Annotated in this window: 20 protein-coding genes, 1 pseudogene and 1 riboswitch; of the genes and pseudogenes, 6 read left to right on the top strand and 15 right to left on the bottom strand. The window is 68.0% G+C overall.

The genetic code is table 11. The features are described from left to right. Positions 1 to 98: 98 nt before the first annotated feature. From JOF55_RS14905 to JOF55_RS14890, 4 genes are all read right to left on the bottom strand, one after another. Positions 99 to 1853, bottom strand: coding sequence for an ABC transporter family substrate-binding protein (locus JOF55_RS14905; RefSeq protein ID WP_310274656.1), 1755 nt, complete (start codon positions 1851 to 1853; stop codon positions 99 to 101). A gap of 253 nt (positions 1854 to 2106) precedes the next feature. Then, positions 2107 to 4014, bottom strand: coding sequence for a translational GTPase TypA (gene typA, locus JOF55_RS14900; protein ID WP_310274654.1), 1908 nt, complete (start codon positions 4012 to 4014; stop codon positions 2107 to 2109). Positions 4015 to 4586: 572 nt separating this feature from the next. Then, positions 4587 to 4778 (bottom strand): DUF397 domain-containing protein, encoded by a 192-nt coding sequence (locus JOF55_RS14895; protein ID WP_310274652.1) that lies wholly within the window; start codon positions 4776 to 4778, stop codon positions 4587 to 4589. Then, positions 4775 to 5629 (bottom strand): helix-turn-helix domain-containing protein, encoded by an 855-nt coding sequence (locus tag JOF55_RS14890; RefSeq protein WP_310274650.1) that lies wholly within the window; start codon positions 5627 to 5629, stop codon positions 4775 to 4777. Before JOF55_RS14890 ends, JOF55_RS14895 begins: the two co-directional genes overlap by 4 nt. A gap of 364 nt (positions 5630 to 5993) precedes the next feature. Here JOF55_RS14890 and JOF55_RS14885 point away from each other — a divergent pair, with 364 nt between their 5' ends. Both JOF55_RS14885 and JOF55_RS14880 read left to right on the top strand, forming a co-directional pair. Further along, positions 5994 to 6182 carry a hypothetical protein gene (locus tag JOF55_RS14885; RefSeq protein ID WP_310274648.1) on the top strand — a complete coding sequence of 63 codons (189 nt, stop codon included), beginning with the start codon at positions 5994 to 5996 and terminating at the stop codon, positions 6180 to 6182. Then, positions 6179 to 6475, top strand: coding sequence for a hypothetical protein (locus JOF55_RS14880; protein WP_310271866.1), 297 nt, complete (start codon positions 6179 to 6181; stop codon positions 6473 to 6475). The genes JOF55_RS14885 and JOF55_RS14880 overlap by 4 nt, the downstream gene beginning before the upstream one ends. A 251-nt stretch (positions 6476 to 6726) precedes the next feature. Here JOF55_RS14880 and JOF55_RS14875 read toward each other — a convergent pair whose 3' ends face one another. The 5 genes from JOF55_RS14875 to JOF55_RS14855 all read right to left on the bottom strand — a co-directional run bounded on the left by JOF55_RS14875 (position 6727) and on the right by JOF55_RS14855 (position 11413). Continuing rightward, positions 6727 to 7626: a pentapeptide repeat-containing protein gene (locus JOF55_RS14875; RefSeq protein WP_310274646.1), complete on the bottom strand. Its 900-nt coding sequence runs from the start codon at positions 7624 to 7626 to the stop codon at positions 6727 to 6729. 414 nt (positions 7627 to 8040) lie between these two features. Next, a complete protein-coding gene (locus JOF55_RS14870; protein ID WP_310274642.1) occupies positions 8041 to 8349 on the bottom strand; it encodes a YciI family protein in 309 nt (102 codons plus the stop codon). A 98-nt stretch (positions 8350 to 8447) separates the two neighbouring features. Beyond that, complete coding sequence (locus tag JOF55_RS14865) at positions 8448 to 9329, bottom strand: NUDIX domain-containing protein (RefSeq protein WP_310274640.1); 882 nt, start codon at positions 9327 to 9329, stop codon at positions 8448 to 8450. A 60-nt stretch (positions 9330 to 9389) separates the two neighbouring features. Then, positions 9390 to 10745 (bottom strand): sensor histidine kinase, encoded by a 1356-nt coding sequence (locus tag JOF55_RS14860; RefSeq protein ID WP_310274639.1) that lies wholly within the window; start codon positions 10743 to 10745, stop codon positions 9390 to 9392. Continuing rightward, the gene (locus tag JOF55_RS14855; protein ID WP_374727508.1) at positions 10742 to 11413 is read right to left on the bottom strand and encodes a response regulator transcription factor; all 672 of its coding nucleotides are present in this window, start codon (positions 11411 to 11413) and stop codon (positions 10742 to 10744) included. The genes JOF55_RS14860 and JOF55_RS14855 overlap by 4 nt, the downstream gene beginning before the upstream one ends. Positions 11414 to 11689: 276 nt before the next feature. On the opposite strand from JOF55_RS14855, the gene JOF55_RS14850 reads away from it, so the two are divergent. The 4 genes from JOF55_RS14850 to JOF55_RS14835 all read left to right on the top strand — a co-directional run bounded on the left by JOF55_RS14850 (position 11690) and on the right by JOF55_RS14835 (position 15269). Next, the gene (locus tag JOF55_RS14850; protein ID WP_310274635.1) at positions 11690 to 12769 is read left to right on the top strand and encodes a LolA family protein; all 1080 of its coding nucleotides are present in this window, start codon (positions 11690 to 11692) and stop codon (positions 12767 to 12769) included. Next, positions 12769 to 13752: an ABC transporter ATP-binding protein gene (locus JOF55_RS14845; RefSeq protein ID WP_310274633.1), complete on the top strand. Its 984-nt coding sequence runs from the start codon at positions 12769 to 12771 to the stop codon at positions 13750 to 13752. The genes JOF55_RS14850 and JOF55_RS14845 overlap by 1 nt, the downstream gene beginning before the upstream one ends. Continuing rightward, positions 13749 to 14627, top strand: coding sequence for an ABC transporter permease (locus JOF55_RS14840; RefSeq protein WP_310274631.1), 879 nt, complete (start codon positions 13749 to 13751; stop codon positions 14625 to 14627). The genes JOF55_RS14845 and JOF55_RS14840 overlap by 4 nt, the downstream gene beginning before the upstream one ends. An 87-nt stretch (positions 14628 to 14714) precedes the next feature. Beyond that, entirely contained in the window at positions 14715 to 15269 is a 555-nt protein-coding gene (locus JOF55_RS14835) for a DinB family protein (RefSeq protein ID WP_310274629.1), read from the top strand. A gap of 39 nt (positions 15270 to 15308) precedes the next feature. On the opposite strand, the pseudogene JOF55_RS14830 reads toward JOF55_RS14835, so the two are convergent. From JOF55_RS14830 to JOF55_RS14805, 6 genes and pseudogenes are all read right to left on the bottom strand, one after another. After that, positions 15309 to 16022, bottom strand: a pseudogene (locus JOF55_RS14830) (ABC transporter ATP-binding protein); the annotation flags it as partial. Next, on the bottom strand, positions 16022 to 17599 hold the full coding sequence (locus JOF55_RS14825) for an ABC transporter permease (RefSeq protein WP_374727507.1): 1578 nt from the start codon (positions 17597 to 17599) through the stop codon (positions 16022 to 16024). The gene JOF55_RS14825 and the pseudogene JOF55_RS14830, both read right to left, overlap by 1 nt. 122 nt (positions 17600 to 17721) lie before the next feature. Further along, positions 17722 to 18780: a thiamine ABC transporter substrate-binding protein gene (locus JOF55_RS14820; protein WP_310274624.1), complete on the bottom strand. Its 1059-nt coding sequence runs from the start codon at positions 18778 to 18780 to the stop codon at positions 17722 to 17724. Positions 18781 to 18816: 36 nt separating this feature from the next. After that, positions 18817 to 18926: riboswitch (TPP riboswitch) on the bottom strand. Between the two features lie 22 nt (positions 18927 to 18948). Beyond that, on the bottom strand, positions 18949 to 20775 hold the full coding sequence (glmS, locus tag JOF55_RS14815) for a glutamine--fructose-6-phosphate transaminase (isomerizing) (protein WP_310274622.1): 1827 nt from the start codon (positions 20773 to 20775) through the stop codon (positions 18949 to 18951). A 21-nt stretch (positions 20776 to 20796) separates the two neighbouring features. Next, positions 20797 to 21066: a hypothetical protein gene (locus JOF55_RS14810; protein ID WP_310274620.1), complete on the bottom strand. Its 270-nt coding sequence runs from the start codon at positions 21064 to 21066 to the stop codon at positions 20797 to 20799. A gap of 143 nt (positions 21067 to 21209) precedes the next feature. Continuing rightward, on the bottom strand, positions 21210 to 22046 hold the full coding sequence (locus JOF55_RS14805) for an SAM-dependent methyltransferase (RefSeq protein WP_310274618.1): 837 nt from the start codon (positions 22044 to 22046) through the stop codon (positions 21210 to 21212). Positions 22047 to 22179: the final 133 nt, after the last annotated feature.

The following is a 22179-nucleotide window of genomic DNA, read 5'->3' as shown; positions in this document are numbered from 1 at the left end:
TACTCCCCCACGGAAAGGTGGTCACGCGGACCGGACGCCCGAGGTCCGCCCGGTTCCGCCGCCGACATCACTACGCACGCAGCCCGGAGGACTCATGTTCACCAGTCGTAGCTCTCGCCGGGGGTCCCGACCCACCGACCCGCCGAGGCGAACGGTCCGGCGAAACCGCTCCCCGGATCGACGCCGGTGATTTCGCGACGCACTGCCAGTACCTGCGTCTGCTGATACAGCGGCAGGGCCAGTGCCTGCGACCACAGCACGGACTCCACCCTCGCGGAGGCTTCGTCGAACGGCATCCGTCCGGTCAGTGCCGCCTCGATCGTCGGTTGCAGCATCCGATCGCAGAAACCCGCCATATTGGCGGGGAACGGCTGCCCGCTGTCGGTGTTCACGCGCCGGCACCCCCACTGGGCCGCCATCACCGATGCCGGATCTCCCGCAGCCGGCCGCGGAACCACCGCCATGTCGACCTCGGCGCTCGCACCGGCTTTCCCGGCCGAGGGATCGCTCGGCAGCATCGTGGTGAACAGCTCATCACCGGTCGGTGTGATCACCGTCGCCTGTATTCCCCGGTTGCGGAGCTGCTCGGCGGCTGCCTCGGCGATCCGCACGTACTGCTCATTGCGGAACTGCGCGGCGATGACCAGCTTCAAGGGGCGGCCGTCACGTGCCCAGGTTCCTCCGCTGCGCTGGAACCCGGCTTCACCGAGCAGCTTCTCGACCCGTTGGGGCTCGGCGTGTTCCGAGAGGAGTTCCGCAGGCTCGGTCGGGGTGTATCCGTCCTCCGACGGGGCGAGCACGTGCGCATGCGACCGAAGCTGCTCGGCGGGTCCACCCCCGGTTCCGGTGCCGATCAATGCTGTGCGATCCAGCGCCGCGAAGATCGCCTTGCGTACTCGGGGATCGTCCAGTTGTGGTGTATCGGGGCGTACGAGCAGTTGCGTGGTGCTCGGCCGGGGAACGGTGGTGATCTCCACCGAATCACCCAGTCCGCGCAGGGCATCCATCGTGGCAGTGTCCGCGTTGAACACGGCGACATCGGTGTCTCCACTGCGCAACGCCGCGACCTGTCCACGCTGATCGTTGGCGCGCAACACGATGCGGTCGGACGCTGCAGGGGGTCCGAAGTAGCGCTCGTTGCGCATCAGGATGATCTCACCGCGTTCCAGGTCGATCTGGCGAACGGCGAACGGTCCTCCGGAGGCGGGATAGCCGTCGTCGAGCGCATCGGTCCATCCGCCGGGCGCGTCCTTGACCAGGTGAGCGGGCAGCAGGTCGTCGAAGAGGGTTTTCCAGCCGGGGTAGGGCTCGGCGAAGGTCACCACGACGGTCTTGCCGCCCTGGCGGGAAGCGACATCGGTGATCAGCCGATAGCCTGCCGGGTTGACCACACCGGCCCGGGAGCGCATCTGCTGCCACAGGTAGACGAAATCCTCGGCTGCGATCGGAGCGCCATCGGACCAACCGGCATCGGTGCGGATCCGATAGCGGACGGTGAACTTCTCGGTATCGGGCACCACCTCGGCGGATTCCATGAGGGTGGTGTTGAGCTGCGGTTTCCCCTTCGGGCCCGCTTCGAACACCGACGGCAGCATGAGGTTGGACAGCGCCGCCGTCGCCGGGGACAGATCGGCCAGTGCATGCGGGTTGAACCCGCCGCTCAGGTCACCGACACCGGCTACGACCACGGTGGGCTTCGGCGGCTTCTGCGGCACACTCGGTCTCGGCGAGGGGGTCCGCGTGGTCGACTCCACCAGCGGGGGAGGCGGTGCATTCGTGCATCCCGCCAGCACGCTCAACGCCAACAGCAGCAGGAACACCGCGGTGAACGGGCGGCATCGACGCTGGTACACGTTGCGTGGACCTCCCCTTGTGACATCGCTGACCAGCCTGCCGTTCACCAGGCGGCACGGCAGCGCCGGAGCCCGGACGGGCTCCTGTAGGGGACGTTCCCCACTCCCTCATGGTTGCGTGTGCCTTCGTGCCGCGAGACACCGGGCGGGCGCCACTCTCGCCTTTCCGGCACCACCACGTCACCGCACGGTGGTACCGGGATGATGCGGCAGTGTGCGGCACGACTGCCGCATCATCCCGTCGAGGACCAGGTCAGGCCTGGTTGTCGCGGGACTTGGCGCGCGAGCGCTCACGGGCGCGCTGGTTGCCGTCGAGAGTCACCTTGCGTACGCGGACCTTCTCGGGCCCGACCTCCACGCACTCGTCGACGGAGCAGAACTCCAGCGCTTCCTCCAGACCCAGCGTCCGGGGCCGGGCCAGTCGCTCCAGCTCCTCCCCGGCGGCGGAGCGCATGTTCGTGAGCTTCTTCTCCTTGGTCACGTTGACGTCGAGGTCCTCGGGACGCTGGGTCTCCCCGACGACCATGCCCTCGTAGACCTCGGCGGTCGGCTCGACGAAGAAGGTGCCGCGGTCGGCCAACTGCAGCAGCGCGTACGTGGTCACCGGGCCGGAGCGGTCGGCCACCAGCGATCCGCTGCTGCGTGTGCGCAGCTCACCGGCCCAGCCGAAGTACCCCTCGAAGACGTGGTTGGCGATGCCGCCACCCCGCGTCTCGGTGAGGAAATCGGTCCGGAACCCGATCAGTCCCCGCGCCGGGATGATGTACTCCATCTTGATCCGGCCGGTACCGTGGCCGTCCATCGTCTCCATACGCCCCTTGCGGGCGGCCAGGAGCTGGGTGACTCCGCCGAGGTGCTCCTCGGGGACATCGAGGCTCAGTCGCTCGAACGGCTCGCACAGCTTGCCGTCGATGGTCTTGGTGACCACCTGCGGCTTGCCCGCGGTGATCTCGAAGCCCTCTCGACGCATCGTCTCCACCAGCACGGCCAGGGCCAGCTCGCCACGGCCCTGCACCTCCCAGGTGTCCGGGCGCTCGGTGGGTACGACCCGCATGCTGACGTTGCCGATCAGCTCGCTGTCCAGCCGATTCTTGACCAGTCGTGCGGTGACCTTGGTGCCGCCGTTGCGCCCGGCGTGCGGCGAGGTGTTCGTCCCGATGGTCATGGAGATCGCCGGGGCGTCAACGGTGATCCGGGGCAGCGGTTCCGGGTTCTCGGGATCGGCGAGGGTGTCGCCGATGGTGATGTCGGGGATGCCCGCGATCGCCACGATGTTCCCCGCGGCGGCCTCCTCGGCGGGCACCCGGTCGAGGTTCTCGGTGACGAACAACTCGGTGAGCCGCACCTTTTCGACCGTTCCGTCCTCGCGGCACCAGCCGACGGTCTGGCCCTTGCGCAGCTTGCCGGAGTAGATCCGGCACAGCGCGATCCGCCCGAGATACGCGGAGGCGTCGAGGTTGGTCACCAGCGCCTGCAGCGGGGCTTCCCAGTCACCGACCGGCGCGGGCACATGCTCCAGGAGGGTGTCGAACATGGCGGTCATGTCGTCGCCGGGGGGAAGTTCCCCCTGCTCCGGGGCGGTCAGGCTCGACCGGCCGGAACGTGCCGAGGCGTAGACGACCGGGATGTCGAGCACGGACTCGTCGGCCCCCACATCGGTGGCCAGGTCGAGCAGAAGATCGTGAACCTCGTCGACGACCTCGGACACGCGGGCGTCCGGGCGGTCGACCTTGTTCACCACGAGGATCACCGGCAGTCCGGCTGCGAGGGTTTTGCGCAGTACGAAGCGCGTCTGCGGCAGCGGTCCCTCGCTGGCATCGACCAGCAGCACCACGCCGTCGACCATGGACAGGCCACGCTCGACCTCACCGCCGAAGTCGGCGTGCCCCGGGGTGTCGACCACGTTGATGGTGACCGGCCCGTCCGAGGTCTTCCGCCGGATCGCGGTGTTCTTCGACAGAATCGTGATGCCCTTTTCCCGCTCCAGGTCATTGGTGTCCATGACCCGATCGACGGGGTCGGCATGCTCGGAGAAGGCACCCGACTGCTGGAGCATGGCATCCACCAGAGTGGTCTTGCCGTGATCGACGTGCGCGACGATCGCGACATTGCGCAGGTCCGTGCGGGTGCGCTGGTTTGGGGCGACGCTGGTGGCGGGCACGCGAATACTCCTGGCTATCGTATGGCTGTCGTAGCAAGCTGCGAGGCGACGGTGCCGGTCGACGAGATCGGCTGCGGCTTCGTTGCGGCCGCCGCTACGGAGCTGATGCCGCCGCCCCGGCGCTGTGGCGGTTCGTGTGGGCGCGGCACCCTACTTCTTGTCGGGCCTGCTGTTTCCGGACCCACCGCTGTTGAGCCCTACTACTTCAAGTCCGATCCGACCGGAACGGGTCCGACGGTTCCGACCTGATGGGCGGTATCGACACGCGGCACCACCCATTCTAGTGCACGAGACACACGCCTCCCGCAGGCACGTGTTCAGCGCAACATCGACTCGACCCGTGGTGACCGGAAAATCGGCGACAATCGAGCGAGTGGACTTGCCGGTTTTTCGGGACAACTCCGGCTCCGTCAAGGCCGGGCCCCACGAGGACCAACCCGGTCAAAACCAACCCGGTCAAAACCGACCGGGTCAAAACCGACCGGGTCAAAACCGACTGGGCATACCTTGGTCCGGGGCAGGGCAGCAGCCCCCAGTATAGGGGATACCGGGGGCGATGTACTGCCTGCGCGTCAGGCGAAGCGATCCGCCTTGACCGCTGCCACGAACGCCTGCCACTGCATGCGGTCAGCGGTGAAGTAGCCGGCGGCGCGGTCCTTCGTGTCGCGCACGGCGGCACCATCGCCGACACGGCCGACCTCGACGCAGTTGGTGCGCTGACCGGAGCGGCTGGATTTGCGCCACCCAAGAGGTTGTATGGTCATGATGCACTGTCCTCCAATTCACTCGCGCGATTGGCGATGAACTCTGCCGACGCCTCGGGGCTCATCGCCAACTCGTGCAGGCTAGTAACCGCATCCTGATACGCCGCAGCGGTACCCGGATTGTGCAGGGACACGGACGAGTGGTAATGCTCCATATGCACGATCGGTGTCGCCTTGGGGAACTCGAAGAGCACGAACGAACCCAAATGCGCCGGATGCAACGTGGTTGCTCCGCTGCGCAGGACGTGAATGGCGACATTCTCCCAGTCGGACATTTTGACCACGTGCCGCAACTGCTCGGCCATGATCGCGTGACCGCCGATCGGCTCGTTCATCGCGGACTCGGCGATGAACGCGACGAACTGCGGCGCGTTCTTCGTGGTCAGGATTTCGCGGCGCCCAACCCGCATCAGGACCATCGTTTCGACTTCGTCGGACGAGAGTCGTTGCATGACCGCACGCGCGTAATCCGATGTTTGCAGCAGTCCGGGAATCACGCCGGTCGTCACATCCGTGATGCGTGTCGCTGTGCGTTCGAACTCGATCAGTGTCGTCAACTCTTTGCGAGCCCCTGACTTCGCGGTCGAGAGCCAATCGGGTTGGTCGGCGTCTCGTGCCATCTCCACGAGACGTTCACGTGTCTGAGCTGAAGCACCGAGTGAGGCGACGTAGGCGGCCACGAGCTCGGACGATGGAACGATCTCGCCGGATTCGTACCGCTGGAGCTTTACGTGGTTCGTTTCAAGTTCGCGTCCCAACTCGCGCAGGCTGTATCCGGCAGTGTCACGGACTTCTCGCAGTTCAGCGCCAAGAGCGCGGGCTTTCGGGGTACCCCCGCTGTTTCGTCGCATGTAACAAATCCTAGGCGAGTCCGTACGCGACAAACGATCACCCGTTCAGGCGATTGATCACTTGTTACTCGAATCGCCATGCTGTTTCACGTAACAGCGACTGTTTCGAATGATCAACGACTGGAGGGTGTGTGATGTCACTGCCGATTGCTCCGCCGGTTCCCGAGTTGCGCCCGGAGGTGTGGCCGCGTTGGTTGCCCGGTACGCATCTGCGGGATCCGTACACCCATTGGTCTCGGGATCGGTTTGGGCCGGGTGCGTGTGGTCAGCCGGTGATGTGGGCCAAGCCCGGTCATGTCGCCACGCGGCGTCGGTGCTGCCCGGACTGCCTGCGTGTGCTCGCCGCTACCGCTGGGGAGGGGCGATGAGTACCGAATCGCACATCAAGCCGCACATGTATCGGCGTGGGGGTGAGACCGAGGCCGAGCGCATCGCCCGGTGTGCGCGTTCCTGCTACCGGTGCGGGCATGAGGAGCCCGAGGCGCTGGTGTTGGATGCCCACGAGGCCGTCTGCGACGGTATTCGTCCCGATGAGCGCGGGCAGCACCGGTGACCGCCCTCGCCCTCGCCATTGCCGCGCTGTTGCTGGTCGCACCGGTGCTCGGTGTCGTGTGGGCCACCGCGCCGCAGCCCCAGCACGCCGGTGCCGGTGCGCTGACGGTGGCCCAGTTGCTGGCCCAGTCCCGCGAGCAGGACCGCACCGAGCGGCTTCCGATGATCCCTCCGGACCTGCCGGATGCGTCGATCGCCTGGCCCACCACCGACCCGGACGCACCCACCGGCACGTGGGCGCCGGTGGACCTGCCGACGCTGCGCCGCGTCCTCGACGGACTGCACAACCTGTAACCCGCTGCACCATCCGCCAGCGGACCCGGCCCGGCGCCGTCGACCCCCGAACCCGTCCGGCGCCGGTCCGCCGGCTGCCCGACACCTGCCCCCGAGGGTGCCGGGCAGCCCTCCACCCCACCACGGGCCAGATCAAGGAGCTCACCCCACCTGCGCGGGGACTCCTGGTGCGACCAATTTCTCGCGAAATTTCCCAACGACCCACCCCCGCATACACGGGGAGCACTCGCCGGTGGCGTTGGCTGTGCTGGTCAACGTCGACGTCGGCGCCGGCGTGGCCGGGCGGTGGTGGGATCGGCGGGCGTGGCCGAGGTGGACCAGTGCCGAGGGCGGGTGAGCGACGGCGGGATCGTCGTCGCCGCGTCCCCGTTGGCCGCATCGAGCTGGGGTTGGGTGAGGAAGAGGCTCTCGCCGAGAAACGCCCCGCGCAGGTCGGCGACCCGCAGATCGGCACCGAGGAGATCGGCCTTCCGCAGGTCCGCACCCCGCAGATCGGCGCCGAGGAGATAGGCACCACGTAGGCCGGTGCCGCGCAGGTCCGCGCCCCGAAGGTTCGCCTCGATCAGGTCGGCACCGCTGCGGTCGGGCGCGGAGTCACGGACCTCGGCGCGCACCACCTCACTGACTCGCGTCAGCAACGGACCGATCTCCTGCCGATACGCGGTGGCGTCAAAGGCAGCGAGTTCGTCGGGGCTTGCGCCGGTGAGGCGTTCGGTCCGCTCTCGGGCACGGTCGAGCTCGGAAGACAGCGGGCAGTCAGGCAGGAGCTCCAGGGCTTCGGTGAGATACCAGAGCAGTTCCCGGAGCTGCCGCATCACCGTGAACACCGTGAACATCGACGTCGCGATCTCCGGGGTTCCTCGCCAGTCCCGCCCACCGAAGGTCACCTGAGTGACCTGCTGGCCTGCACCGAAACAGTCGAACACGGCACAACCCGGGAAGCCTCGGTCGCGGAGGCTGTCGTGGATACCGCAACCGAAGTCCGCGAGCAGGTTCCGGCACGGCTGCCCTGCGGGCTTGTCCACGGCGAAGTCGGCAGAGGCCGCGAAAGCCGGGGCCACGCAACACAGCCCCGCGCAGCGACCGCAGTCCGCCCGCAGGTCGTGCCGCCCGTCGGCAAGGTGCGCCGAGTCGTCTGCTCGGTCGGACATCGACGCCTCCTCATAGGCCGGTAGGCCGGTACGCGGTCCGCGGCTCGGTACTGCAGGGAGCCTGCAGGGCACAGCCTACGGACAGGGCGGTTTCGCGGGCTCGTGTCCCGTTCGGGCTCGGAGGGCGAACCCGGCGAGCAGGATCTCCGCGCGGTGGCCACGGGCGGTCGGTCGAAGCGATACGGGCGAAAAAACACGATCCGAAGCCACCGGAAATATCGACATGCACGGCTGCCCCGTGCACGCCGTTTCCCCGGCCTTCGCGCAAAACTTCGAAGGACTCGAAAGCAGGCGAAATCAAAAAGGCGAGTAAATGCGACAACAAGGATTTTTCGAAAAAAGTCGGACCGACTCGGACCGACTCCTCCCGGTGCGCACCGGCACAGTGCGCACCGGGACACGCATCGGCCCGGACTACTCGCCCGTGGCCGCCAGATGGTCGGCGTACTCGGCCAGTTCCGGGATCGTCCGCAGTGCCTGAAACTCGATCACCTCCTGCTTGGCCACCTTGTGCACCGCGAACGGGTCGGTCGCCAGGATCGCGTCCAGCCTGCCGCGCGACATGGCGCGCGCGATGATGACCCCGCCGGTTCGGGGGTGGCGGCGCCCGGCGGCGATGAAGTCGCCGGACTCGTAATGGTTCGAGATCCATTCCGAATGGTCCGCCAGCAACTCATCGACATCTGCCAAAGGTGCGGTGTAGTGCTGCAGTACAACGTACATTCTTTCACTTTAACGCCGTCGCTCCGGAGAAAGCGAACACCGGGCGACGGCGAACCCCACCGAAAACGTGAGTCCTGCTCGAACGCTATTTCGGTGGTTCAGTGCCGGTGCAGCAGCCTCCGCAGGGAGTGCACGAGCAGGCGATCGGTTTCCAGCCAGTCCAGCCGGGCCAATTCGGAAGCATCGACCCACCGCAGCGCCCGATGTTCCACGGCCCTCGGAGCCGGCGACGGCTCGGCGGGCTCGGCCGTGTACAGGCGCAGCAGCATGCCACCGGCCGATACACCCGCAGCGGACGGTTCGCCACCGATCGGGACATCCGTGCCGACCCGACCGGTCGGCACGACCTCCAGGTCCAGCTCCTCCTTGCACTCCCGGACCACGGCGTCGTGTTCGGACTCACCCGGTTCGACACGTCCGCCCGGCAACTCCCACCGGCCCGCATGCCGTGCCGGGTAATGCCGTTGCTGCGCGAGCAACCGCCCCCGGTGGACGATCGCGGTGCCGACGACGACCGGTCTCCTGGCCCATTCCTGCGCGAGAGCACGCACCGTGCCGATGCGCTGGGCCAGCATGCCCAGTATCCATCGCCGGAGGACGGCGGTGGCTACAAGACGACCGAATGCTCCGAACGGAGCGGTCCACTCCAGCGACTCGGTGACCAGCGTACGGCGGTTCGTCCCGGCGAGCATCGATTCGTGCCGTAGTTGCCGCAGCGGCCCCTGCACCAGAACCGAACTCAGTGCCTGTGCATCCGCACGCTCCAGTCGCATCCGCATTCCCACGGAGAGCCCGGCGGGCGGTAGCCGGAACGTGATCTCGTCGCCGGGCACGAACAGTTCACCGGTCCCGGCGGCGGCGCGCCCACGCACCACCCTCGAAGCGCCGAGTCCGCGCTCCGCGGTGCGGGTGTGCCGGAGAGCGGCCCCGACCGTGTTGACCGGGGCATCGATCCATCCCGTACTGCGCACTGTCGCCACGTGTCCGCATCCTGCCACCGCTCTCCTGCCACCGCTCTCCCGCCACCGGTTCGGGGAGAATCATGCCGAGCCCTTCGGGAGGAGCCATCGGACCTCGATGCGCGCGCCACCCTCCGGGGAGGCCGACGCTCGGACGAAGCCGTCCCGGCGTCGCACCGCCTCGGCCACCAGTGCCAAGCCGAGGCCGGAACCGCCCGTGGTGGCGTGGTTCGGCTGCGCACGGTGGAACCGCTCGAACACCCGAGCGCGCTGCTCCTCCGGAATACCCGGCCCGTCGTCATCCACCAGCAGTCGCACCGACCCCACTGCGGGCAGCAACGAGATCCGGACCAGAGCCCGGGCGTAGCGCAGCGCATTGGTGAGCAGGTTGTCCAGCACCGTGGCCACTTCCGCGGGCGTGGCCATGACCACCATCGCCGCGGCGGGGGCCGCCAGTTGCACTCGAGGCCGTACACCTCGCGCGTTCAGCCGGTCCACGGCCAGACGTGCCGCGGCAACCAGCTCCACGGGGCGTGCCGGTGGCTGTGTCCCGGCCTCGGCACGGGCGAGAGCCAACAGACCGGTGACCATCTCCGAGAGCCGTTCCGCCTCCACGGATATCTCCTGCAGGGTCTCCTGCGCGAGGTCCGGATCGGGGTGAACGACGGCCACTTCCGCCTGAGCGCGGATGGAACCGATCGGGTTGCGCAGTTCATGCGCGGCATCGCCGGTGAACCGCCGCAGCCACTCGGTGTCCGCGTCCCGCCGCGCCAGCATCCCGTTGAGCCCTTCGGCGAGTGCCCGCAGCTCATCGGGGGGGTCCGGCACCGGCAGCCGCTCCCCCTCCGGCAGGGAGACAGCGGCGAGACGCATGCGTTCCACCGGCCGGAGCGCCCGCCGCACCACCACCCACGTGGCCAGTCCGACGGTCGCGGCAGCCGCGATCGATCCGAGCGCCAGCAGGCTCTTCGCCGTGCTGCGAAGATCATTGTACGCGCTCAGGTCGGTGCCCGCGAGCACCAGCCGGGGCCTTCCCCGCTGATCCGGTACGACCGTACCGACCCATCGGTACTGGTTGGAGTACCGCACGGACCCGGTAACCCCGTGGCCCGCCTTGAGCTCGTCGATCTCCTGAGGTCTCAGGTCGGTCCCGGGCAGACCGTCGACCGGCTCTCCCGTGGAGTCCAGAACACGAAGGTCGACTGCGGCCAGTTCGGCAGGTCGAGCCCCCGCCGCGAGCTTGTTCGCGGCGGCCACGGACTGGCTACGCAGTTCGGTGTCGACGGATCGCAGCGACAACCACCCGATGAACCCGACGCTGATCCGCACGATCACGGCGAGCCCGATCAGTGCGACCCCGGCCGCGACGAGACTGGTACGGAACTGGACCGTGCGGCGTGATTTCCACCTGCGTGCCCATTCGAACAGGCGTCTCATGCCTGCTCGTCACCGACCCGGTACCCGTGTCCGCGCACCGTCTGCACCACGTGCCCCGCACCGACCGCGGCGAGTTTACGGCGCAGGTAGCCGATGTAGACCTCGACGACATTGCGCGTGGCACCCTGCTCCCGGCCCCAGACCGCACGCAGCAGCTCCTCCTTGGTGACCACCGTTTCCGGATGTTCCGCCAGGGCCACCAACAGCTCGTACTCGCGCGGGGACAGCCCGACCAGCTCACCGGCCCAACGGACCTCCCGCGCACTGCGGTCGATCTCCAGGTCACCGACGTGCAGGTCGTCCTGCCGGGCGGTTTCCCCGCGCCGAGCGAGCGCGCGCACCTGCGCGGCCAGGACCAGGAAGGAGAACGGTTTGACGAGATAGCCGTCCGCCCCGAGATCGAGCCCGTCGGCCTGGTCCACCTCACCGTCCTTGGCCGAGATCATGAGAACCGGGGTGCCGACTCCCCGGGCACGCAATCGCTCCAGCACCCGGTATCCGGACAGCCCCGGCAGGATCACGTCCAGGACCACGACGTCGAAGGAACCCGTGGAGGCGAGTTTCAACGCCTCCGTTCCCTCTTCCGCGAGAGTGATCTCCATGCCTTCGGCGGACAGCCCCCGGCGCAGTGCCGACCGCACTCCCGGCTCGTCGTCGACCACCAGCACCCGTGCGCCTCCACCGTTGAGACCGTCATGACCGCCCACACGGCCAGCATGCCGGTGATCGGCCATGCTGTGCACCATGCCTCAGCTGTTTCTCAGCTTCGCGGTATCTCTGAGATCCTGTTCGGTGCGCAGGCTCTTTTCTGCTCACGTGACCTGCCTGAGCAGAAGTGAGACCCCACCAACCAGGTCCCGGAACACGCTCTCAGGCGGCTCTCAGCAGCAGCGGGGCATGCTCGGAGGCGTTGGAGCACGAGGCGACGACAGCGGGAGACTCACATGAAACGCAAACGTGTCGCAGGTACGGCGGCGGTCGGAGCCGCGGCGGGAGTGCTGGGGCTGACCGTTCCGGCCCTGCCCGCCGGGGCGGCGGATCCGAACCTCCCCGCGATCGCGCCGGAGAAGCTGGTGGCCTCGGTCATGACGGCGCAGCCACCGGCGATGGCGGGAACGGTCAAGGTCGACAACAATCTCGGGCTGCCCGCGATACCGGGGCTCGAGGGTTCGTCCACCGCGCTGTCGGGCGGAACGAGCACGATGCGTGTCTGGACGGACGGTCAGGGCAAACAGCGGTTGTCGATTCCCTCCACCGGCGAGGAAACGACGGTGATCAACGATGGCACGACGGTCTGGAAGTGGAACTCCGCCGAAAACACGGTGACCAAGTACCGGCACGACACCGGTGCGGAATCCGATACGCCCCACCGCTCGGCACCGGCCAACCCGACGGCGACCGCGAAGCGCATCATCGACACCCTGCGTCAAAGCAGCAAGGTCGCCGTGGACGGGACCGCCAGTGTGGCCGGGCGAGACGCCTACGAACTCGTGCTCACCCCCAAGTCCACCGAGCGCACCGTGCTGCGCGAAGTACGCATCGCGGTGGGAGCCGAAAAGCGCATCCCGCTGCGGATCACGGTCAACACCAACGGTTCCGACGACCCGGCATTGCAGGCGGGTTTCTCGAAACTCGAGGTGGCTCCGCAGGACGCGGAACTGTTCCGATTCACCCCTCCTGCCGGAGCTCAGGTGCGGCAAGGCGAGCAGCACGAGCGCCGGGATGCCGATTCGGGCACCCACCCGAAACCCCGCGTGGTCGGTGACGGCTGGGACAGCGTCCTGGTGACCCGAGTTCCGCAGCAAGCCCTCCAGCAGCGCGAGACCCGGCAGGGTTCCGAGGAGCAACAGCGCCCCGGCCTGCGTGGTTTCGTCGAACGGGCAGGCAAGCAGGTCAGCGGGCCCTGGGGTAACGGTTGGATCATCAGCAGCAAGGCCGGTTCCGGGCTGCTGACCTCCGATGGACGCCTCGCGGTCGGCGCTGTGCCCGGGCAGGTCCTGACCGAAGCGATGAGGCACCCCTGATGGTCGGCGCCACCAAGATCTCCGGGGCGGGTACGGCTGCGGCCGCCCCCGCCCCGGGAGACGAATCCACCGAGCTCGCCGCACGGACCAGCGGGCTCCGCAAGACCTACGGCCGCACCGTGGCCGTCTCCGGGGTCGATCTGTCCGTGCCGCACGGGGCCGTGCTCGGGGTGCTCGGCCCGAACGGGTCCGGCAAAACCACCACGATCCGGATGCTGCTCGGTCTGACCTCGCCCACGGCGGGCTCGATCGAACTGCTCGGTCATTCCGTGCCCGAGCACGCCGGTCGGGCCCTGCCCCGGGTCGGGGCCCTGGTGGAGGGTCCGGGCTTCCATCCGTTCCTGTCCGGACGGGAGAACCTGCTGCGCTGTGCCGCGATGGAACCGGCCCTGCACAGCTCCGTGCTTCGCCAAGCGGTCGACGAGGCGCTGGAGCGCGTCGGGCTCGCCGATGCCGCGAACCGCAAGTATCGGGGGTACTCCCTGGGGATGAAACAGCGTCTCGGCCTGGCCGCCGCGCTGCTGGTTCCCCGCGATCTGGTCGTGCTCGACGAGCCGACCAACGGCCTGGACCCGGCCGGGACCAAGGAGATCCGACGCATCATCGCCGAGCTCCACGCCGCGGGCACGACCGTTCTGGTGTCCTCCCACCTGCTTGCCGAGGTCGAGGCCACCTGCACGCACGCGGCGGTGTTGCACAAGGGCTCCCTCGTCGCGCAAGGTGCGCTCACCGCGCTGCTGGAAGCGGGCGGCCCGAACCTTCTCGTGTCCACGGCGGACAACACAGCGGGCTTGGAAGCCCTGCGTGGAGTCGGAATCGCCGCGCGGGAGGAGAACGGAAATCTGCGCGTGGAACTGACCGATGTGGATTCCCCAGAAGTGATCGCCGCACTGGTGCAGGCGGGTGTCGGAGTGTACGAGGCACGCCGTGGCCGGGCCGGTCTCGAGGACATCTTCGCCCGGCTCACCGAGGAGGAATCGTGACCACGACCACGACGGCGCCCACTGGGGCGGCCACGGGGGCGGCTGCTCCGCCTGCCCGAAGCGCGGCACCACTCGGGCGGGTTCTGCTCGCCGAACTGCGGTGGATACTACGACGCCCCCGCAACCTGCTCGCCCTGCTCGGATTGGCCGCTCTTCCGGTACTGATCGGCACGGTCATCGCCCTCACCGGCGGGCCCTCGCCCGGCGACGGGCCGCCGCTGCTGGCCTCGGTGGCGGGAAACGGGCTGGTGCTGCCGATCGTCACGCTGATGCTGACGCAGAATCTGCTGCTGCCGCTGGTCTCCGCGATGGTGGCGGCCGATGCACTGGCCGGAGAGTCCTCGCACGGCACCCTGCGTGGATTGTTGCTGGCACCGGTGAGCCGCGTGCGACTGGTGTGGGTCAAGGCCACCGGGGTGCTGGTGATGACGGTGCTGGCGGTGACCGTGATCGCCGTCAGCGGGGTGCTCACCGGGCTGGTGGTCGTCGGCAGCGACGGCCTGGTGACGCTGTCCGGCACGACACTGCCGCTCGGGGAGGCCCTCGGGCGCGTGGCGCTGGCCGTCGGCTGGTGCTCGGTCCAGATGGTCGCCATCGGCGCCATCGCGCTGGCGATCTCGTCGTTGACCGATCATCCACTGGTCGTGCTCGCCGTGACCCTGGGAACGCTGATCGTGTTCGGGGTGCTGGCCGCGATCCCGTCCCTGGAATGGCTGCAACCCTTCCTCGTCACCACCGGCTGGTACTCCATCGCGGACTTCCTGCGCGATCCGATCGCCACCGGCGACCTGCTCACCAGCCTCTGGCGCGCGGGGTGCTACATCCTGGTCGGCGTGTCGGCCACGATCGCCCGCATGGCCACCAAGGACCTCTGAGGCCGGAGGATTGTCGGTGGGGCGTGTCATACTGCGCCGGTCATCGCCAACGCAGTGTGACCACATCACCACGAGGAGAGGATCGTCATGCCTTTTATGGTCCGGCCCGTCACCGACGAACGCGACGGCCTGCTCGCATTCCTGGAGAAACAGCGCAACGCCCTGCGGGCCGCTGTGCACGGCCTGACCGAGGAACAAGCCGTACGGACTTCGACCGCGAGCGCACTGAGCCTCGCAGCGCTGCTCAAGCACGCGGCACGAACGGAGCGGCGATGGGTCGTGGTGCTGATCGCCCAGCGCGCACTGCCCGAGCTGTGGCCGATGCGGGATCCGGACGCCGATTTCCGCATCGACCCGGGTGAGACGTCGGCGAGCTTGCTCGACACGTACGCGGCAGTGACCGAGGAGACCGAGTCGATCGTGCACGAGGTCACCGACCTCGGAACACCGTTGCCGCTTCCCGCGGACGCACCACCGGTCCCCGGTTCCGAGAACTGGTCGGCACGGTGGGTACTGCTGCATCTGATCGAGGAAACCGCACGGCACGCCGGGCACGCCGACATCATCCGCGAGTCGCTGGACGGAGCAAGCGCGTTTTCGCTGATGCAAGCCACGGAAGAAGCACTGAGCGAGACAGGGTGATCCCATGGGGAAAACTTCGACTCAGCCGCGCCTTCCCCGCACCGTCTCCAGACCGAGAAACTCCGCGACCTCCTCGTCGACAGGGTACTGCCGGAGCCGTTCGGGCGTGTCGACCTGCAGTATCCGCCCGTGTGTCATCACCGCGACGCGATCGGCCAGGGTGAACGCCTCGTCGTGATCGTGGGTCACGACGATCGCGGTGGTGCTCCGGTCGGCCAGCAGCTCGGCCAGGTCGACGGCGAGCTGCTCCCGCAGCCTTCGGTCCAGCGCCGCGAGCGGCTCGTCCAGCAGCAGCAACCGGGGATCGGCGGCCAGCGCACGGGCCAGCGCGACCCGCTGCGCCTCGCCACCGGACAGTTCCGTCACCGACCGCCGCTGGTATCCGGAGAGACCGACGAGGTCCAGTAGCTCGGCGACCCGCTCGGTGCGGCGAGCCCGGCCGACCGACCGCATACGCAGGCCGAATTCGACATTGCCCGCCACATCACGGTGGGGGAACAACTGCCCGTCCTGGAATACCATGCCGAACCCGCGCCGATGCACCGGGACACGGTCGAGATCGGCACCGTTCCAGGTGATCTCACCGGCCGAGGGGCGCTCCAGTCCCGCTACCGCGCGCAGCAGCGTCGACTTGCCGCACCCGGACGGCCCGAGCAGTCCGAGCACCTCGCCATCGGCGGCCGACAGGTCCACACCGGACACGGCCGTCAAGGGCCCGAACCGGACGGACAGATCGCGCACTTCCAAGCCCACTAGAACTCTCCCACCGTCTCGGTACGCACTCGCATGCGCTCGATGACGAGCACGGCGAGCGCGGTGACCAGCATCAACAGGGCACATGCGGCGTAGGCCATCTGAAGGTTCAGCTCGCCGGGCCGCGCGAGCAACCGGGCGATCACCACCGGCAGGGTCGGCGCCTCGGGTCTGGCCAGGAAACTGGTGGCGCCGAACTCACCGAGAGCGACGACGAACCCGAATCCGGCTGCGGCCAGCACGGCCCGCGCAGCCAACGGGGCATCGATCTCCCACCTCACCCGCCACGGGCTCGCACCGAGCGTTGCCGCGGCCTCCCGCAGCCTCCCGTCGATCGACCGCAGCACCGGCAGCACCATGCGGATGACCAGCGGGGTCACCAACAGTGCCTGCGCGAACGGCACGAGCAGTGGCGAGGTGCGCAGGTCACCGGGCAGTGTGTCCAAGGTGATCAGGTAGCCGAAACCGACCGTCACCGCCGAGACTCCCAGCGGCAGCATCAGGGCCGCATCCATCATCTCCGCCGCGACACGGCGCCGGAGCCCGACCAGCACAATGGAGGCGAGGATACCCAGCAGCAGCGCCATCCAGGTCGCGTCGGCCGCCGTACGCAGGGAGTTCCAGGCGGCCTCCCAACCCGATACCGCGAGCGTGCCGTTGTCCCCGCTCCCGGCCAGGGCCCGATAGCCCGCCAGACTCCAGCCGTCACGGGTGGACACCGAGCGGGCGAGGAGACCCGCGATGGGGACCAGCAATCCCAGTACCACCAGGACCGCTGCTCCCACCACGCACCATTCCGCCCCCTGGGGTCGCCGCGCGGTGTCGCCTGCGCTGCGCAACCGCAGCGCCGCCTCCCGGCGCCGCCGCGCCACCGCGGCGATCACCAGCGCAGCCAGCACCGCCGCGAGTTGCAGCAACGACAGTGCCGCCGCCCCGGACAGGTCGAGCAGGCGCACGGTACGCAGGTAGATCTCGGTTTCCAGGGTCCGGTAGGTGCCGCCACCGAGGACGAGCACGACACCGAAACTGGTGGAGCAGAACAGGAACACGATCGCCATCGCCGATCCCAGGGCGGGCCGCAGTGCGGGCAGGGTCACCGAGATGAACGCCCGCAGGCGGGACGCCCCGAGCGAGCGGGCGGCGTCCTCGGTGCGTCGATCGAGATGCGTCCACAGTCCTCCCACGGTCCGGGCCACGACCGAGACATTGAAGAACGCGTTGGCCAGCACGATCCCCAGCAGGCCGGAAGCACCGCCGCCGCCCTCGGCACCGAGAAGCGCGCGGAACGCCATCCCCACCACGAGCGTCGGCAGTACGAACGGGACCGTGACCACCGCGCGCAGCAGTGTCTTTCCGGGCACCGCGACGCGTGCCAGCACATAGGCCACCGGCATACCGGCCAACAGCGCCAGCACCGTCGACACGGCAGCCTGCCCCAGGGTGAAGGCGACGAGATCCCAGGTCCGGGCGCTGGTGAGCACCTCGGCCACACCACCGTCGAGCCCGAGCCCGATGATCGCCACGACCGGCCAGGCGAAAAACAACCCCAGAAACCCCAGGACAGCGGTCGCGGCCATCCCCAGGGCGATGGAGTACTTCCGATGCCCGGACGAACCGGAGCGGGGACCGGCTCCGTTGGCCGAGGTGGTCCTCGGCGGCACGTTTTTCGACGGCGCGGTTTTCCCGAGAACCGCCACCGTCAGCCCCGAACCAGGGTGCGCCACTGCTGCACCCAGCGCTGCCGGTTCCGCTCGATCCGGTCGGGGCTCATCTCGGCCGGCCGCTGCGGCCGGGGAGCCACTTTCTGCCAGCTCTCCGGCAGTGCCACTCCCCGCACCACCGGATAGACGTACATCTGCTCGGAGACCTGTGCCTGGAACCGCCGCGAAACCAGGAAATCCATCACCGCGCGTGCCGCCTCGGGATGTTCGGCTCCCGCCAGTACCCCGGCGTACTCGACCTGCCGATAGCAGGTGTCGAGCAGTGCTCGGGTGCGCGAGGTGCCATCCGGTCGCACCTCGGCGGCGGGTGAGGACGCGTAGGACAGCACGATCGGGCGCGAGCCCCGGCCTGCGGACCCGGAGAAGTCCTGGTTGTACGCCTGCTGCCACCCGGAGGTGATTCGCACGTCGTTGGCGACCAGACCGCGCCAGTACTCCTTCCAACCGGACTCGCCGAACGTGGTGATGGTGTTGAGCAGGAACGCCAGTCCCGGCGAGGACGTCGCCGGGCTCGGGACGGCGAGCAGTCCCCGGTAGCGCGGTTCGGTCAGGTCGCGCAGGCTCGTCGGCTCGGGGATCCGGTGCTCGGCGAACCACCGGGTGTCGATGTTGACGCACACGTCGCCGGCATCGATGGGAGTCAGCCGGTTACCGGAACCAATCGAGTAGCGCTGGGGGATCTTCTTCGCCCCGGCGGGCTCGTAGGGCACGAAGACACCCTCGTCCAGCGCCCGCGAGGCGAAGGTCGAATCGATGCCGTAGGCGACATCGCCGATCGGGTTCGCCTTGGTCAACACCAGCTTGTTGGTCAGCGCGCCCGCATCACCACGGCGCTGGATCGTCACCTCGATTCCGGAACGGCGCTCGAAGTTCGCCAGCGTCTCGTCGGCGACGGCGAACGAGTCGTGGGTCACCAGGGTGACCGTGCGCGTGCCCTGCTCACTGCCCTGGGCACCGATGAGAGAGCAGCCTGCGGTGAGTGCGGCCACGACGACCACACCCGCGAGCCGAGCCGAACGGCGCAGCAAACGGTTCAACGATCCTCCCGAGATCATGCCACGCGTGCGCACGTCGAGCTGATCGCAGCGCCTCCCTGCGCCGGCATGATCCGGTTCAGGTGGACGGTCGAGGGCTCCTGCACCCTCCTCTCAGCCCAGCACACTGGACTCCCGTGGCGACCGCGAGTCTAGTGCACTGTCAACCGTTCATTCGACCGTCACGCTCTTGGCCAGGTTGCGCGGCTTGTCGACATTCCGTCCCAGTGCGGTGGCCAGGTGATACGCGAACAGCTGGAGCGGGACCGTGAACAGGATCGGATCGAGTTCCGGCTCACCACGCGGAAGCCGGATCACCGTCTCGGCGAGACCTTCCGGCAGGTCCGCGTTCGTGATCGCGATGACCGGGCCGTTCCTGGCCCTGATCTGCTCGATCGTGCCGATGTTCTTGGCCAGCAGCTCGTCGTCGGGGACGATCACCACCGAAGGCATGGTGTGATCGATCAGCGCCAGCGGCCCGTGCTTGAGCTCGGCCGCCTCGTAGGCTTCGGCGTGGACGTAGGAGATCTCCTTGAGCTTCTGGGCGCCCTCACGAGCGACCGGCCAGCCACGGACCCGTCCCACGAAGAACATGTGCTCGGTACCGGCATAGCGCTCGGCGGCTGCGATTGCCTGCTCTTCCGCTGCCAGGACGTCCGTGATTCGATCGGGAATCGCCGCGAGCGCAGCCACGAGCCGCCTGCCGTGCGCCATCGAAAGATCGCGTACCCGGCCGAGCAGCAGCGCCAACAGCGCGAAGGACAGGGACATGTTCGTGACGGCCTTGGTCGAGGCCACGGACACTTCCGGCCCCGCATGGAGGAAGACGCCGCTGCCGCATTCCCTGGCGATGGCACTGCCGACCGCGTTGACCAGGCCGACCACCTGACCGCCCTTGCGCTTGAGCTCCTGGACGGCCGCGAGCGTGTCCAGGGTTTCACCGGACTGGCTGACGGCGACGTAGAGCGTGCCCTCCTCGATGACGGGATTGCGGTAGCGGAACTCCGAGGCCGGTTCGGCGTCGGCGGGCAGCCGGGCCAGTTCCTCGACGAGGTTGGCACCGAGCTGTCCCGCGTAGTAGGCCGATCCGCAGCCGAGGAACTTCACCCGTCGGACAGCGCGCAGTTCCCGGGCATCCAGGCCGAGACCGTCGAGGCGTGCCGTGGCGAACCGCTCGTCGAGTCGCCCACGCAGTGCACGGTGACCGGCCCTGGTCTGGTCGTGGATCTCCTTGCGCATGAAATCGGGGAAGCCGTTCAGCTGGTAGTCCTCGTCGGCCAGGTCGACGGCCGCCGGGACCTTGTCCGTGGGGTCGGCCTGCATGGTGCTGGTTCGGTAGGCATCGGCGCTGATGGTGGCGAGCTCACCGTCATCCAGGTGGACCATGCGGTTGGTGTGCCGCACCAGTGCGGCCATATCGGAGGTGGCGAACATCTCACCGTCGCCGATGCCGAGCACGATCGGACTCCCGTTGCGGGCCACCACCAGTTCACGCGGATTGCGGGCATCGAGCACGAGCAACCCGTAGGTTCCCTCGACGCGCTGCAGAACGGCGCGGACCGCGTCCTCCAGTGATGCGCCACCGGCATCCACCGTCGCAGCGATCAGGTGGGCCAGGATCTCGGTGTCGGTGTCCGAGGCGAGCTGCACGCCGTCGTCGATCAACTTTTTCCGGAGTGGTTCCGCGTTCTCGAGGACTCCGTTGTGCACGACGGCGATGCGTCCGCCGGGGTCCACATGGGGATGAGCGTTGAGATCGCTCGGCTCTCCGTGTGTGGCCCACCGCGTGTGCGCGAGACCCACCGTCCCCGTGGTGTTCTTGCCGAGCCGGTCCCGCAGGTCCTGCACACATCCGGCGGTTTTGGTGACCCGCAGGCGGCCTCGCCGGGCCACCGCCAATCCGGCCGAGTCGTAGCCCCGGTACTCCAGCCGGTGCAGGCCCTCGATGAGGATCGGAGTACTTTCCCGGCTGCCGACATAACCGACGATTCCGCACATGGCTATCCCTTTCCGCTCGGCTCAGCCGTAGACGATGCGCCGGAGGCGGCGTTCGGACAGCTCCGGCGGAGCAACCGGGCGTTGTGCGAGCTCCGCGGTGATCGCCGTCCATACCTCGGCGTTCCTGTAGCCGCGCCGCTGCAGCTCGGCGTGCCTGCGCCGCACGTATTGCTCGGTGGTTTCGTCGAAGTACGCGATGACATCGGCGGCGACGCGAGCCGCAGTGGATGGCGGCAGTCCGGTGGATTCGGCCACGTGACGGACCAACTCGGCCGGGACCCACTGGTTCATGGCTTCGAAGACTGGCAGCGGCCACGTTCAAAGGCAATATTCCTGCCCGATATCGGGCAGGAATCGGTACGGGGCGACCCTCACTCGATTTTTGCAGTTTCGCGCGAAACTGCATTTTTTGCTCGGGCGAGGCTACGGTGACGTCAGGGTTTGCGGCCGACGGCACCGACGATGCAGTGCGACACCGAATCCAACTGCTTGAGCCGCGGGCCGTCCGGCCACCAGTCGGCGCACAACGTCAGGCCGGGCTCGACGAGCTCGAGGCCGGGGAACATCCCCTCGATCCGGGCGCGGGTACGGAACACCCCGGTTCCCATCGGGCTGTGCAGGAAGGTCTCCTCCATCCGGCGGGCGAGATCGCTGTACTCATCGGTCTCGGGATCGAAGAAGTGGCTCAGCGCCACATAGGACCCCGAGGGCAGGGCATCGATGTACTCGCGCATGATGTCGGCCGGGCTGCGCTCGCCGTCGTAGTGATGCAACGTGCCGAGCTGGAACAGTGCGATCGGCTCGGAGAAGTCGAGGTGTTTGCGTACGACCTCGTCCTCGAGGACCTCGCGGGGCTCGAAGATCTCGGCCGCGGTGAAGTGGGTCTGATCGTTCTCCTCGAGCAGCGCCCGCCCGTGCGCGAGCACCACGGGATCGTTGTCGACGTACACCACGCGCGCATCCGGTTGCAGTCGCTGGGCGACCTGGTGGGTGTTCTCCGCGGTCGGCAGCCCCGATCCACAGTCGAGGAACTGGGCCACGCCGGTCTGGCTGGCGATGAAACGAGTGACACGGATCAAAAAGTCCCGATTGTCCCAGGCGAGAGTAGCTGCTTCCGGCGCAACCCGCTGAACTCGCCGGAAGACCTCACGATCGACCTCATAGTTGTCCTTGCCGTGCAGAAACGCGTCGTAGACCCTGGCGATGCTCGCCTTGGTGGTGTCGATGTGGACGGGGGCCGCCTCGTCGGTCGGGAAGTTGCTAGCGGGCATCGGGGCCTCTCAAGGCGTTAAGGTACGGGTATTGATCACGGCGCACTGAGCGTAGGTCCCCAAACGCGAACGGTAAATGCGACTGTGGCAATTCGTCGCGGACCACCGCGATAGCAGGCAATGATCGAACCTC

Source organism: Haloactinomyces albus (genome assembly GCF_031458135.1).
Classification (GTDB): domain Bacteria; phylum Actinomycetota; class Actinomycetes; order Mycobacteriales; family Pseudonocardiaceae; genus Haloactinomyces; species Haloactinomyces albus.
The sequence above is the reverse complement of the archived record's forward strand: the minus strand, read 5'-3'. Positions and strand labels throughout refer to the sequence as shown.

What these genes read in the sequence shown, in the direction of transcription:
- JOF55_RS14805 (WP_310274618.1), bottom strand. Translation starts at nt 22,046, where the DNA reads ATGCCCGCTAGCAACTTCCCGACCGACGAGGCGGCCCCCGTCCACATC.
- JOF55_RS14890 (WP_310274650.1), bottom strand. Translation starts at nt 5,629, where the DNA reads ATGCGACGAAACAGCGGGGGTACCCCGAAAGCCCGCGCTCTTGGCGCT.
- JOF55_RS14845 (WP_310274633.1), top strand. Translation starts at nt 12,769, where the DNA reads ATGGTCGGCGCCACCAAGATCTCCGGGGCGGGTACGGCTGCGGCCGCC.
- JOF55_RS14860 (WP_310274639.1), bottom strand. Translation starts at nt 10,745, where the DNA reads ATGAGACGCCTGTTCGAATGGGCACGCAGGTGGAAATCACGCCGCACG.
- JOF55_RS14825 (WP_374727507.1), bottom strand. Translation starts at nt 17,599, where the DNA reads ATGGCCGCGACCGCTGTCCTGGGGTTTCTGGGGTTGTTTTTCGCCTGG.
- JOF55_RS14810 (WP_310274620.1), bottom strand. Translation starts at nt 21,066, where the DNA reads ATGAACCAGTGGGTCCCGGCCGAGTTGGTCCGTCACGTGGCCGAATCC.
- JOF55_RS14835 (WP_310274629.1), top strand. Translation starts at nt 14,715, where the DNA reads ATGCCTTTTATGGTCCGGCCCGTCACCGACGAACGCGACGGCCTGCTC.
- JOF55_RS14870 (WP_310274642.1), bottom strand. Translation starts at nt 8,349, where the DNA reads ATGTACGTTGTACTGCAGCACTACACCGCACCTTTGGCAGATGTCGAT.
- glmS (WP_310274622.1), bottom strand. Translation starts at nt 20,775, where the DNA reads ATGTGCGGAATCGTCGGTTATGTCGGCAGCCGGGAAAGTACTCCGATC.
- JOF55_RS14885 (WP_310274648.1), top strand. Translation starts at nt 5,994, where the DNA reads ATGAGTACCGAATCGCACATCAAGCCGCACATGTATCGGCGTGGGGGT.
- JOF55_RS14850 (WP_310274635.1), top strand. Translation starts at nt 11,690, where the DNA reads ATGAAACGCAAACGTGTCGCAGGTACGGCGGCGGTCGGAGCCGCGGCG.
- JOF55_RS14895 (WP_310274652.1), bottom strand. Translation starts at nt 4,778, where the DNA reads ATGACCATACAACCTCTTGGGTGGCGCAAATCCAGCCGCTCCGGTCAG.
- JOF55_RS14875 (WP_310274646.1), bottom strand. Translation starts at nt 7,626, where the DNA reads ATGTCCGACCGAGCAGACGACTCGGCGCACCTTGCCGACGGGCGGCAC.